This window comes from Leucobacter chromiireducens subsp. chromiireducens (assembly GCF_016758255.1).
GTDB classification, from domain to species: Bacteria; Actinomycetota; Actinomycetes; order Actinomycetales; family Microbacteriaceae; genus Leucobacter; species Leucobacter chromiireducens.
In genome coordinates, this window is record NZ_QYAD01000004.1 from 110409 (window position 1) to 123406 (window position 12998).

General features: G+C 65.6%; 12 protein-coding genes. 4 read left to right on the forward strand and 8 right to left on the reverse strand.

The window, feature by feature from the left end:
- Position 1: 1 nt before the first annotated feature.
- Complete coding sequence (gene sufB / locus D3226_RS11495; protein ID WP_202382741.1) at positions 2-1420, reverse strand: Fe-S cluster assembly protein SufB; 1419 nt, start codon at positions 1418-1420, stop codon at positions 2-4.
- Positions 1421-1683: 263 nt separating this feature from the next.
- Here sufB and D3226_RS11500 point away from each other — a divergent pair, with 263 nt between their 5' ends.
- Positions 1684-2631, forward strand: coding sequence for a COX15/CtaA family protein (locus D3226_RS11500; protein ID WP_202382743.1), 948 nt, complete (start codon positions 1684-1686; stop codon positions 2629-2631).
- 20 nt (positions 2632-2651) lie between these two features.
- Here D3226_RS11500 and D3226_RS11505 read toward each other — a convergent pair whose 3' ends face one another.
- Both D3226_RS11505 and D3226_RS11510 read right to left on the reverse strand, forming a co-directional pair.
- Positions 2652-3392: a hypothetical protein gene (locus D3226_RS11505; RefSeq protein ID WP_202382744.1), complete on the reverse strand. Its 741-nt coding sequence runs from the start codon at positions 3390-3392 to the stop codon at positions 2652-2654.
- An 81-nt stretch (positions 3393-3473) separates the two neighbouring features.
- Positions 3474-4394: a heme o synthase gene (locus tag D3226_RS11510; RefSeq protein WP_202382745.1), complete on the reverse strand. Its 921-nt coding sequence runs from the start codon at positions 4392-4394 to the stop codon at positions 3474-3476.
- Between the two features lie 90 nt (positions 4395-4484).
- On the opposite strand from D3226_RS11510, the gene tkt reads away from it, so the two are divergent.
- From tkt to D3226_RS11525, 3 genes are all read left to right on the forward strand, one after another.
- Positions 4485-6572, forward strand: coding sequence for a transketolase (tkt, locus tag D3226_RS11515; protein ID WP_202382746.1), 2088 nt, complete (start codon positions 4485-4487; stop codon positions 6570-6572).
- A 79-nt stretch (positions 6573-6651) separates the two neighbouring features.
- Complete coding sequence (gene tal, locus D3226_RS11520; RefSeq protein WP_202382747.1) at positions 6652-7764, forward strand: transaldolase; 1113 nt, start codon at positions 6652-6654, stop codon at positions 7762-7764.
- Positions 7764-9383: a glucose-6-phosphate isomerase gene (locus tag D3226_RS11525; RefSeq protein ID WP_202382748.1), complete on the forward strand. Its 1620-nt coding sequence runs from the start codon at positions 7764-7766 to the stop codon at positions 9381-9383. The genes tal and D3226_RS11525 overlap by 1 nt, the downstream gene beginning before the upstream one ends.
- Positions 9384-9487: 104 nt before the next feature.
- Here the strand turns inward: D3226_RS11525 and D3226_RS11530 are convergent, their stop codons facing one another.
- The 5 genes from D3226_RS11530 to D3226_RS11550 all read right to left on the reverse strand — a co-directional run bounded on the left by D3226_RS11530 (position 9488) and on the right by D3226_RS11550 (position 12901).
- Entirely contained in the window at positions 9488-9853 is a 366-nt protein-coding gene (locus D3226_RS11530) for an RNA polymerase-binding protein RbpA (RefSeq protein WP_202382749.1), read from the reverse strand.
- Between the two features lie 36 nt (positions 9854-9889).
- On the reverse strand, positions 9890-10138 hold the full coding sequence (gene secG / locus D3226_RS11535; RefSeq protein WP_125099191.1) for a preprotein translocase subunit SecG: 249 nt from the start codon (positions 10136-10138) through the stop codon (positions 9890-9892).
- Between the two features lie 81 nt (positions 10139-10219).
- The gene (gene tpiA / locus D3226_RS11540; RefSeq protein WP_202382751.1) at positions 10220-11056 is read right to left on the reverse strand and encodes a triose-phosphate isomerase; all 837 of its coding nucleotides are present in this window, start codon (positions 11054-11056) and stop codon (positions 10220-10222) included.
- Complete coding sequence (locus D3226_RS11545; protein ID WP_202382752.1) at positions 11053-12255, reverse strand: phosphoglycerate kinase; 1203 nt, start codon at positions 12253-12255, stop codon at positions 11053-11055. The genes tpiA and D3226_RS11545 overlap by 4 nt, the downstream gene beginning before the upstream one ends.
- 28 nt (positions 12256-12283) lie before the next feature.
- Positions 12284-12901, reverse strand: coding sequence for a superoxide dismutase (locus tag D3226_RS11550; protein WP_202382753.1), 618 nt, complete (start codon positions 12899-12901; stop codon positions 12284-12286).
- Positions 12902-12998: the final 97 nt, after the last annotated feature.

A 12998-nucleotide genomic window follows, 5' to 3' on the forward strand; every position in this document is an offset into this window, starting at 1 on the left:
GTTAACCGACGGATCCTTCCATGCTCATCTCGATGAGCTTGTTCAGCTCGAGTGCGTACTCCATCGGGAGCTCACGGGCGATCGGCTCGATGAAGCCGCGAACGATCATCGCCATCGACTCCTCCTCCGAGAGGCCGCGGCTCATGAGGTAGAAGAGCTGCTCTTCGCTCACGCGGGTGACGGTGGCCTCGTGCGCGAGGGTTGCATCATCGGTGCGGATGTCAATCGCGGGGTACGTGTCCGAACGAGAAATCGTATCGACGAGCAGCGCGTCACAGACCACAGAGTTAGCTGCGTGGTGCGCGTTGGCCTCAACACGAACCTCACCTCGGTAGCCGCTACGGCCGCCGCCGCGAGCGATCGACTTCGCGAGGATCGAGGACTTCGTGTGCGGTGCGAGGTGAATCATCTTCGCGCCGGTGTCCTGGTGCTGACCGGGGCCAGCGAACGCGACGGAGAGCGTTTCACCCTTGGCGTGCTCGCCCGTGAGGTAGATCGACGGGTACTTCATCGTGACCTTCGAGCCGATGTTGCCATCGACCCACTCCATGGTCGCGCCCTCTTCAGCGATCGCACGCTTCGTCACGAGGTTGTACACGTTGTTCGACCAGTTCTGAATCGTCGTGTAGCGAACGCGCGCGTTCTTCTTCACGATGATCTCAACCACGGCCGAGTGCAGCGAGTCCGACTTGTAAATGGGAGCCGTGCAACCCTCGATGTAGTGCACGTAGCTGCCTTCGTCGGCGATGATGAGCGTGCGCTCGAACTGGCCCATGTTCTCCGTGTTGATACGGAAGTAGGCCTGGAGCGGGATCTCTACGTGCACACCCTTGGGGACGTACACGAACGAGCCGCCCGACCAGACGGCCGTGTTCAGCGCGGCAAACTTGTTGTCACCCGACGGGATGACCGTACCGAAGTACTCCTCGAAGATCTCGGGGTGCTCCTTGAGCGCGGTGTCCGTGTCCAGGAAGAGGACGCCCTGCTCTTCCAGATCCTCGCGGATCTGGTGGTAGACAACCTCCGACTCGTACTGCGCAGCAACGCCGGCAACGAGGCGCTGGCGCTCAGCCTCGGGGATGCCGAGCCGCTCGTACGTCTCCTTGATCTCCTCAGGCAGTTCCTCCCAGGAGGTTGCCTGCTTCTCCGTGGAGCGCACGAAGTACTTGATGTTGTCGAAATCGATGCCGGAGAGATCCGCGCCCCACGCGGGCATCGGCTTCCGACCAAAGATCTGCAGAGCTTTCAGGCGACGCTGCAGCATCCACTCGGGCTCATTCTTGAGCTCCGAAATCTCGCGCACGACCTGCTCGCTCAGGCCGCGTTTCGCTTCCGAGCCAGCCTTATCGCTGTCGTGCCAGCCGAATTCGTACTGACCCAAGCCTTCAAGCTCGGGCCGGTCGATCAATACCTCCGGCATGATCCCTCCCTCATTATTCGTCTCGCCGGGCAACCCAGCGCAAATCCGGAGAATCCGGCTCGCGAGGTGCGGAGTGCACGCATCGGGTTCCCTGCAGCGGTGCAGTAGTCTGGGCTTCGGACGGAACCGATCCGGTGCCCTGCACCTGACCCGGGTTCGCCGTACGCAACCACAGCTTCTCATTCTACAGGTTTTAACCCGGTTTCGGGAGGGGCGCGCGCAGCGCCTCAGCAACCTCTGAGAGGCACCCGAGAGGAGCCCCGGTGTCCAGCGCCACCACGACCGAAGCGACCACAGCACGCCGGTTCTCCGGCTGGATGCCCGATGGGGTGACTTCCCGCGTCCGGGCGCTCGCCTGGTGGGTCTTTGCCACGCAGGTGCTGATCGTTGCGACCGGCGGCGCCGTGCGTCTCACCGGCTCTGGCTTGGGCTGCGATACTTGGCCCAAGTGCACCGACGAGTCCTTCGTCAACAACCCAGCGATGGGCATCCACTCCTACATCGAGTTCGGTAACCGGACGCTGTTCTTCCTGCTGGAGATCGTTGCGATCCTCGCGGTCATCGCCGTGTGGCGCTTCCGCAAGCAGCGCCGTGACCTGTTCTGGCTTACCGTGGTGCCCGCACTGAGTGTATTCATCCAAGCGATCATTGGCGGCATCACGGTACTCACTGGCCTGAACCCCTACGTGGTCGGGCTGCACTTCCTCTCGAGCGTGGTGCTCGTCATGCTCGCTGCTCTGCTCGTGCTCCGCGTGTACAGCGGCCCGGGTCCGCGTCGTCTCTCGGTGTCCGCTCCCCTGCTGCAGACCGTGTGGCTCGCAGGGATCTTTGGCTTCGTCGCGGTCGTTCTCGGCATTCTCACCACGGGCTCGGGCCCGCACGCCGGAGACGGCGGAGCCGCTCGCAATGGACTTGATTCCGAAGCGCTGCAGACCGTGCACGCGGTCGCCGCGTACGGCACGCTGCTCTTCACAGCAGTAACGGTGTTCCTGGCCCGGAGCGAGCGCGCCTACCGCGTCGCTCGCTGGGCAGGCTGGTCAATCGTGGTAATGATCGCGCAGATCATTGTCGGCGTGCTCCAGGCACGGATGGCGCTTCCACCGATCCTTGTGGGCATCCACATGGTGCTCGCGTGCCTGTTGGCCGCTGGGCTCTTCCTCGCGCTCGTCGAAACCCGCCAACGGGTGGCGCCGGTCACCGAGCGCGCCTAGTCGCGGTTGGGCGGGCGGCCCTACCAGGGTTGCCCGCCGCTCCCATCCCCGCCGCCGCCAGGCTGCGTGTTCGGCAGGTAGTTGTCATGCCCGGCACTCGGGTCCCAGGTGACTTCGAGCGACTCGGCGAGTTCGGGGCCGGACAGCCACTCTCCTTCACCCATGCCCGGCACAAACTCCTGGGCGGGTTCCTCGACGAGCTGGTTCTGCTCGGCCAACGCTGCTTCCTCCGCAGCGGCAGCAGCTTCGCGTTCGGCTGCTTCTTTCGCGCGTCGCTCTGCATCTGCCCGGGATCGTGCGGCGTCGATCCGTTGCTGCTCCGCCGCGCTGAACACGCGCACTTCGTCAGTGAGCGCAGTCGTAGCGGTTGTGAGCCCCGCGATGAGGTCCTCCGCCTCGCTCTTCGTTGTTGCCAGTGCGGCAAGTTGGCTGCGGTCCGTGCACGCTGGCTTCACACGCACCTCACTCGCGTCGTCGAGCGCGCGCTCCGTCGCATCGACCCCATCCTGCACCGCCCGCGAGGGGGCGATGTCACTCGCCCCGGCCACCGCGGCAGCGAGCTCGGCCGGCGTTGCGGACGCAATCGCGGTCGCTGCGTCGCCCCGCGCGCCGCTGAGCTCCGTGCTGAGCAGCTCACGGTACTCGCTCAGCGCGGCCGCACACAAACGTTCGGTCTCCTGCGAGTACTCGCGAAGCACCACCGCGCTCGCAACGCCAGCGCCAAGTACGAGCGCTCCCGCAGCGCACGAGGCGATCACCACGCTGCGACGTGAAAGTGGTCGTTGCGGTAGCGCAACTCGTTCGCCGGAGCTCTGCTCCGTCACGACGACGACTCGCCGTTCTTAGAACGGGAGGAGCGGGTCGACCGCGATTGCGATCGAGAGTACCGAGAGGTAGGTGATCGAGCCGTGGAACACCTGCATCGGCTTTCCCTCCTGACCACGAATTGCGCTGCCGTAGAGGCGGTGCGACTGGAGGATGAAGTAGCCACCAGCGAGGAGCGCGACGGACGTGTACAGCCAGCCAATGCCTGGGGCGGGGATCAGCAGGAGGCTCGACACGACGGTCGCCCACGCGTAGAGGATCACCTGCAGGCCGACGGTGGCGCGCCCGCGCACCACGCCGAGCATCGGTACCCCCGCTGCAGCGTAGTCGTCGCGGTACCGCATGGAGAGCGGCCAGTAGTGCGCCGGAGTCCAGAGGAAGATGATGAGGAAGAAGACCCAGGCTGGCCAGTCAAGTGAACCCGTCACTGCGGCCCAGCCGATGAGCACGGGGAAGCAGCCGGCGATGCCGCCCCAGATGATGTTCTGCTCGCTGTGCCGCTTGAGCAGCAGAGTGTAAATGACCACGTAGAAAAAGATCGCGGCGGCCGAGAGTGCCGCAGCGAGCCAGTTCGTGGTGGCCAACAGCCAGACCACGGAGAGCGCACCGAGTACCCAGGCGAACACCAGCGCATTGCGATCGGAGATCTCGCCGGTGACGAGCGGCCGGTTCTCCGTGCGCTTCATCTTGCGGTCCATGTCGCGATCGATGTAGCAGTTGAACGCTCCCGCAGACCCGGCACTCATCGCACCGCCGATAAGCGTGGCGAGTACCAACCACAGGTTCGGCAGCCCTCCCTGCGCGAGAATCATCGCGGGGACGGTGACCACGAGCAGTAGCTCCATCACTCGTGGCTTGGTCAGCGCAACGTAGTTCTTGACGGTGCGACCGAATGAGCGGCGGGGCTGCGCTTCCTGCGTGGGGATCTGCGTGGACATCACCCCCCCATGGTACCCCCTTCCGGCTAGGATTGTCCGTGGACCGCCGGGCGGCGCCTCCGTATCTTCTTCCCCAATGAAAGGTCAGTCTTGGGAATCGAATTGCAGTGGGATGAAATCGACGATCTCGCGGTCAACACCGCGCGCGTCCTCGCGGCGGATGCCGTTGAGAAGGTCGGGAACGGGCATCCCGGTACGGCGATCAGCCTCGCACCCGTTTCGTACCTGCTGCACCAGAAGGTGATGCGCCACGACCCGAGCGACAGCGGATGGGTGGGCCGCGACCGCTTCATCCTCTCTGTGGGCCACTCCTCACTCACGCAGTACGTGCAGCTCTACATGGGCGGCTATGGCCTGGAGCTCGACGACCTGAAGGCGCTCCGCACCTGGGGCTCAAAGACGCCCGGTCATCCCGAGTACGGTCACACCGACGGCGTTGAGATCACCACTGGCCCCCTCGGCCAGGGGCTCGCTTCCGCCGTGGGCTTCGCCTATGCCGCCCGCTACGAGCGCGGTCTCTTCGATCCCGAGGCCGCGCCGGGCACGAGCCCGTTCGATCACTTCATCTACGTCGTGGCCGGCGACGGCGACCTGCAGGAGGGAGTGACGAGCGAGGCGTCCTCACTCGCGGGGCACCAGGAGCTCGGCAACCTGATCGCCATCTACGACTCCAACCAGATTTCCATCGAGGACGACACCGATATCTCGTTCTCCGAGGACGTTGCGAAGCGCTACGAGTCCTACGGCTGGCAGGTCATCGAGGTCGACTGGAAGAAGACGGGCGCATACGTCGAGGATCTCGCGGAGCTCAACCGCGCGATCGAGGAGGCGAAATCCGAAACGACGAAGCCGAGCCTCATCATCCTCAAGACCATCATCGGCTGGCCTTCCCCCGGCAAACAGAACACGGGCGGAATCCACGGCGCAAAGCTTGGCGCAGAGGAACTCGCCGGCCTGAAGGAGGCCCTCGGTTTCGATCCCGCGGAGCACTTCGCTGTCGCCCCCGAGGTCATCGCCCACACGCGTAAGGCCGCGGATCGCGGAGCCGCGCACCGCGCAGAGTGGCAGCAGAGTTTTGACGCCTGGGCTGCGGCCAACCCCGAGCGGAAGGCGCTCTTCGATCGCGTCGAGGCGCAGGAGCTGCCCGAGGGCGCGCTTGAGGCGCTTCCGACGTTCGAGCCAGGCGCGAGCGTGGCCACCCGTTCAGCGAGCGGGAAGGTCCTCGCCGCGCTCGGTCCGATCATGCCCGAGCTGTGGGGTGGCTCTGCTGACCTCGCGGGCTCAAACAACACGACCATTCCCGGGGTTCCGTCGTTCGTACCGGCTGGCCACTCGACCAGCACCTGGTCAGGCGACCCCTACGGTCGCGTGCTGCACTTCGGCATCCGCGAGCACGCGATGGGTGCCATTCTGAACGGCATCCAGCTGCATGGCAAGACGCGCAGCTACGGTGGCACCTTCCTCATCTTCAGCGACTACATGCGGCCCGCCGTGCGCCTCGCTGCGCTGATGAACGTTCCGAGCGTGTTCGTGTGGACGCACGACTCCATCGCACTGGGTGAGGATGGCCCCACCCACCAGCCGATCGAGCAGCTCGCCACGCTCCGTGCGATCCCGAACCTGGCGGTTGTGCGCCCCGCAGATGCCAACGAGGTGTCGATTGCCTGGCACGAGATTCTCACGCGTCACGCCGGCCCCGCAGGCCTGGCGCTGACTCGCCAGAACGTGCCCGTACTCCCCCGCGGTGGCGACTTCGCCACGCCCGAGCAGGCAGCGGAAGGCGTGCGTCGCGGCGCCTACGTGCTCGCAGACACGCCCACTGACTCGCTCGATGTGCTCTTGATCGCCACCGGATCCGAGGTGCAGCTCGCCGTTGAAGCCCGGGAACGCCTGGCTGCGGAGGGCGTGGGAGCACGCGTGATCTCCGCTCCCTGCCTCGAGTGGTTTGCCGAGCAGACTACGGAGTACCGAGACAGCGTGATTCCCGCGGCCGTCACGGCTCGCGTCAGCGTCGAAGCAGGGCTCAGCCTGGGCTGGGAGCGCTTCGTGGGCGACCGCGGTCGTTCTGTCTCGATCGAGCACTTCGGCGCCTCGGCCGACTTCGAGACCCTCTTCCGCGAGTTTGGCATCACGACCGAGGCCGTTGTTTCCGCGGCTCGCGCCTCGCTCGCGGCCTAGTCCCGAGCGCATCTTGGCGGGGTGCCCGGGTTCACAAGACCCGGCGCCCCGCCCCACACGATTTCAAGGAGCACCCACCATGACGAACTCCCCCACCGCCGACCTGAGCGAGGCCGGCGTCAGCATCTGGCTTGATGATCTTTCCCGGAGCCGGATCGAGAGCGGGGAGCTCAGCGCGCTACGCGCGAGCCACAACGTCGTCGGGGTCACCACGAACCCCACGATCTTTGCGTCGGCTCTCGCGGGTGGCGTCGGCTATGGAGAGCGCATCGCGTCTTGTGCCGCCCGGGGGCTCGGGGTCGCGGAGACAATTATCGAGCTCACCACCAGCGACGTTGCCGACGCGTGTGACCTTTTTGCCGAGACCTACACGGGGAGCGGCGGCGCTGACGGCCGTGTGTCGATCGAGGTTGAGCCGCGACTCGCACGCGACACCGAGGGCACCATCCAACAAGGCCGGGAACTCTGGGCCCGGGTGAATCGCCCGAATGCCATGATCAAGGTGCCCGCGACGACCGAGGGGCTTCCCGCAATTACCGCACTGATTGCCGAGGGAATCAGCGTGAACGTGACACTGATCTTCAGCATTCAGCGTTACCGCCAGGTCATCAACGCGTACCTGACTGGCCTCGAGCTCGCTCGCGCCGCAGGAAAGAACCTGAACGAGATTCACTCGGTCGCATCCTTCTTCGTTTCGCGTCTCGACACTGAGGTCGACGCCCGCCTCGCCGCGCTCGGCACCCCCGAGGCGCTCGCGCTTGAGAGCCAGGCAGGGATCGCAAACGCGCGGCTCGCCTACGAGGTGTACGCAGAGACGTTTAACAGCGAGCGAGCACAGATGCTCCTGTCGCTCGGAGCACAAGCGCAGCGCCCGCTCTGGGCGTCCACCGGCGTGAAGAACCCGAAGCTCCCGGACACGCTCTACGTTACTGAGCTCGTCGCCTCCGGCACGGTGAACACCATGCCCGCAGCAACGCTGGAGGCGCTAGCCGACCACGGTGAGATTCGCGGCGATACCGTCACGACGCAGTACCTCGAGTCCAACCAGGTACTCAACACGCTTGACGGACTCGGCATCGACTACGTTGCAGTGACTGAGGTGCTTGAATCGGAAGGACTCGCGAAGTTCGACGCCTCGTGGGATGAGCTGTGCGCCACGGTTGCGAGCGCCCTCGAGGAGGCGGTTGCCTAATGCGCGCCTCGGCCCCGCTCACCGTGACGATTGCGCAGCCCCCGGCCCGGTACGCAGCAACCATGGCGGCACTCGTCGCGGATCGAGCGGCAAGCCGCCTGTTCGCCCGAGACACCACCCTCTGGCCCGCAACCTCTTCAGCCGCGTATCGACTGGGATGGACTGATTTTGAGCGGAACGCGCTCTCGGCAATCGCTGCGGCGGAGGACATCCGCGCAGAGCTCGATGCGCTCGGACTGGACCGCGTGGTGCTGTGCGGCATGGGTGGATCGAGCCTCGCCCCAGAGGTGATTGCGCGCTGGGCCGGCCGGCCACTCACCGTCGTCGATTCAACCCACCCGGCATTCATCGCCCAGACGCTCGGTTCGGATCTCAGCAGAACACTCGTTGTGGTGAGCTCAAAATCCGGAAGCACCATTGAGACGCAGAGCCACCGTGCTGCGTTCACGGCCGCGTTCACCGCTGCCGGACTGGATCCGGCCGAGCGCATTATCGTGGTCACGGATCCCGGCTCCCCGCTCGCCGCTGCTGCGCGCGCTGCCGGACAGCGGGTGTGCTATGCAGACCCCGACGTCGGTGGTAGGTTTTCTGCCCTGACCGCCTTCGGCCTAGTGCCGACCGCGCTCGCGGGAATCGACGTGCGGGCGCTCCTCGCTGAAGCGTGCGCGCTGCGCCCATTCCTGCTTGAGGACTCGCAGGAGAATCCTGCACTGCAACTGGCCGCCGCGATCCATGCGGACCTTCCGGAAGAGTACGTGCTGGGGATCATCGAGCGTGCGGACACGGCGTGGGGCCTCGGCACCTGGGTCGAGCAGCTCGTCGCGGAGTCGACAGGCAAGTCGGGCTACGGAGTGCTACCGATAGCGCTGCATGCTGGGGCGCCCGAGGCTGGCACTCACCCCGCGAACCTCACCCGCGTGCTCGTACGCGAGGCCGGTGCCGCACCAGAGTCCGGGCCGAACGCACCGGAACTCCAGGTCGCTGGCGGCCTGGGCGCACAGCTTTTGCTGTGGGAGACCGCGACGGCACTCCTCGGCCATCTCATGAACATCGATCCGTTCAATCAGCCCGATGTTGAATCGGCAAAGGTTGCGGCGCGCGCGGTGCTTACCCAGAGCAATGATTCGGACGGAACCACACCGGGGTCAAGGATCGTGGATCTCCCCGCTCGGCTGCTCGCGAGTCCTGTCGTTCCCGGCCCCGGTGACTGCGCGGAACTCCTCGCGGCTCTGCGCGCATCCGTGCCCGCGAACGGATACCTCGCAATTCAGGCCTATCTCGATCCCACCGCTCCGTATGCGGCTGAGCTCGAGCGCCTGCGAGACGCGCTCGCGCAAGAGTTTGAGGTACCCGTGGCGCTCGGCTGGGGCCCACGCTACCTGCATTCAGTGGGGCAGCTTCACAAGGGTGGCCCGGCGCTTGGCTCGTTCCTGCAGCTCAGCGGTGGGAGCAGTGAAGACGTAGCGATCCCGGGCGCGGACTCAGGGTTTGCAACGCTGATTGCGGCACAGGCACGCGGGGATCGCGAAGTGCTCGCCTCTCGCGGGCGTTCAGTGTTTGCGCTGGAGACCGTTGATCCTTCGGCACTTGTCGCACAGCTGCTCCGGGCACTGGCCTAGCGCCACCAGAGCAGCACGACGCAATACGGCAGCGGCCGCGATGCATTCCATCGGGGCCGCTGCCGTATTGCGGTGTTCAGGCCGGCAGAGCGCCGGCCGAATGCTTAGGCCGTTGCGCGGGCCGTCCCGCGACGCTGGCGAAGCTTGAGCAGTGCTGCTTCGAGGAGCTCTTCGGCTTCCTCGGGGGTGCGCCGCTCCTTCACGTAGGCGAGGTGCGTCTTGTACGGCTCGTTCTTGAGCAGCTGCGGCGGGTTCGCCTTGTCGCGACCAGCGGGAAGGCCCGAGGTCGGCGAGTCAATCTGCTCGGGGATCTCCTCGTCGGAGACATCGGCCGCGAAGTAGCGGACGGTCTCGTTGCCGAGGGCGTCCCAGTACGAAACCTGAGTGCGTTCAGCGCGCGCGCCGTGGTCCTTCTCCCCCATGGGGCCAGAACCGACGCGGGCGCCGCGGATGGCGTTACTGCCTGCCACGGAATCCCTTTCTGAGTGGTGTGTCGGGTGGGGTGGTTAGACGACGGAGAAGCGGGCGATCAGCCCGAGTCCGACGATCGAAGCAACCCAGATGATCGACACGACCACGGTAATGCGATTGAGGTTGCGCTCCGCGACCCCCGAAGAGCCCAGGCTCGAGGTCACCCCGCCACCGAACATGTCGGAAAGCCCGCCACCGCGTCCCTTGTGGAGGAGGATGAACAGGGTCAGCAGGAGACTCGTGAGCACGAGAATCACGATCAGTGCGATCTTGAGGATGAGCACGCAGAGCACCTTTCGGAGTTGAGGGCGTGAAGCGCCAGCTGCCAGTATACCGGCGGCGACGAAAATACGGGGTGCGACAGGCTACGCAGCGGTAACGTGCTTCTTGAACTGCACGATCCGGCTGAACTCATCAGCCTTGAGGCTGGCGCCACCGACCAGCGCGCCATCGACGTTCGGCTGTTTCAGGAAGCCGGCAATGTTCTGGCTCGTCACCGAACCGCCGTAGAGGATCCTGGTCGCAGCGGCCTCTGCGTCATCGCGCAGATCGCGCAGAGCTTCGCGCAGCGCACGGGCGACCTCTTCAGCCTGATCGGCGGTAGCTGCCTGACCACTGCCAATTGCCCACACGGGCTCGTACGCGATCACATACTCCGCACCCTTCGGGAGCGGAGCAAGGGCAGCCGCGAGCTGGGCAAGCGGCACCGCCGCGGCACCGTGCTCCTCAAGATCCGCGGCAGTCTCCCCGACGCAGATCATGGGAATCATGCCGCCCCGGTGCGCGGCGAGAGCCTTCGCACCGACCGTCTCGTCTGACTCGCCATGCCCATGACGTCGCTCGGAGTGCCCAACGAGCGCGTAGCGCACGTCGAGCTTCGCGAGCATCGCCGCGGAAATGTCTCCCGTGTACGCACCCGCATCATGCGGAGACAGGTCCTGCGCGCCGAGCGCGAGCGGAAGCTTGTCTGCGGTGAGCAGAGTCTGCACGGAGCGAAGATCAGTAAAGGGCGGGAAAACCGCCACCTCCCCGTCCGCATAGTCATGCCGCGCATCCTTCAGCGCCCACGCAAGCTTCTGCACGAGCGCGATGGCCTGGAGGTGGTCGAGGTTCATCTTCCAGTTGCCGGCAATCAGCGGGGTGCGGGCAGCAAAGGGCAGAGGTTCACGGGCCGGCGCGGTGGTCAGGTTCTCGTCGCTCATGCGAGCACCTCGAGCCCGGGCAGCTGCTTGCCCTCGAGGAACTCGAGGCTCGCGCCGCCGCCGGTTGAGATGTGACCAAACTGGTCATCGGCAAAACCGAGCGCGCGCACCGCGGCAGCGGAATCACCACCACCGACGACGGTGAAGCCCGCAGTCTTCGTGAGTGCCTCGGCAACCGTGCGCGTGCCGTTCGCGAACGCGGGCATCTCGAAGACACCCATTGGGCCGTTCCAGAACACCGTCTGCGACTCCGCGATCACCGTCGCAAATGCGAGGGCGGACTCGGGGCCGATATCGAGGCCAAGCCCATTTGCGCCGAACGTTGAGGACTCGATCGAATCCGCTGGAACGACCTCGTGAGCCGCATCCGCTGCAAACGCCTCGGCCACGACAACGTCGCTCGGCAGAACGATCTGTACTCCACGCTCCGCAGCGGTCTGCAGGTAGCCGCGAACGGTGTCGAGCTGGTCGACCTCCAAGAGGCTCGCGCCCACCTTGAAGCCCTGCGCAGCAAGGAAGGTGAACAGCATGCCGCCGCCGATGAGCAGCGTGTCGACTCGCTCCAAGAGGTGCGAGATGACGCCCAGCTTGTCCGAAACCTTCGAGCCGCCCAACACGACCGCGTACGGCCGCTCAGCGGACTCGGTGAGGCGCTTGAGCACCTCGAGCTCTGCCGCAACGAGGCGGCCCGCCGCGCTCGGCAGCAGCTTCGCGAGGTCATACACGCTCGCCTGGCGGCGGTGCACGACCCCAAAGCCATCGGACACGAAGGCGTCTCCGAAAGCGGCGAGCTGCTGCGCGAACGCGGCGCGCTCCGCATCATCCTTGCTCGTCTCTCCCGCGTTGAAGCGGAGGTTCTCGAGCAACACCGCATCCCCGGGGGCCAGCGCTGCGACCGCTGCGGCGGCGATCTCCCCCACCGTCTCCGCCACGAACTGCACGGGAGCGCCGAGCAGTTCCGCCATCCGCGTCGCCACTGGGCGAAGCGAGAAGCGCTCCTCGGGCTCACCCTTCGGGCGACCGAGGTGGCTGATGAGAACGATCTTTGCTCCTGCTTCACGGAGTTCGGTGATCGTTGCGAGCGACGCGCGAATGCGGCCGTCGTCGGTGATCACGCCATCCGAAAGCGGGACGTTCAGATCGCAGCGGACGATGACCGTCTTCTCGCTGAGCGATCCCAGGGATTCAATGGTGCGCATGGGTGCGGCGGGCTCCTTGAGTCGGCGGTTAGATCAGGCCGGGCGTCTGTGTGCGAGCAGCTTCGAAGCGCTTCGCGACGTCCTGCCAGTTCGCGATGTTCCAGAACGCCTTCACGTAGTCCGCGCGAACGTTGAGGTAATCGAGGTAGTACGCGTGCTCCCACACATCGAGCATGAGGAGCGGCACGGTGCCCGCGGGGAGGTTGCCCTGCTGGTCGAACAGCTGGACGATGTTCGGGCGCTGCCCCAGTGCATCCCACGCCAAAACGGCCCAGCCGGAGCCCTGCACGCCCATCGCGGTCGCGGTGAAGTGTGCCTGGAACTTCTCGAAGTCGCCGAAGAACTCGTCGATTGCCGCTGCGAGCTCACCCTCGGGGCGCTCGCCGCCCTCGGGCGACATGTTGTTCCAGAAGATGGTGTGGTTGACGTGGCCGCCAACGTTGAACGCGAGGTCCTTCTCGAGCTTGTTGACCGCAGCGAGGTTGCCGGAGTCGCGCGCCTCGGCCAGCTGGTCGAGGGCGGTGTTCGCACCCGTGACGTAGGCCTGGTGGTGCTTGTCGTGGTGCAGCTGCATGATCTTGCCGCTGATGTGCGGCTCGAGGGCAGCGTAATCGTACGGAAGTTCAGGAAGTGAATAGGCAGCCATGAGGCGCTCCAATCTCTGCGACGGGCAGTGGTCCATCACAGTCTATCGACGACGCGGGTCGAGGTGGCGGGAAACTCCACAGGAAAGGCGGGGCCCT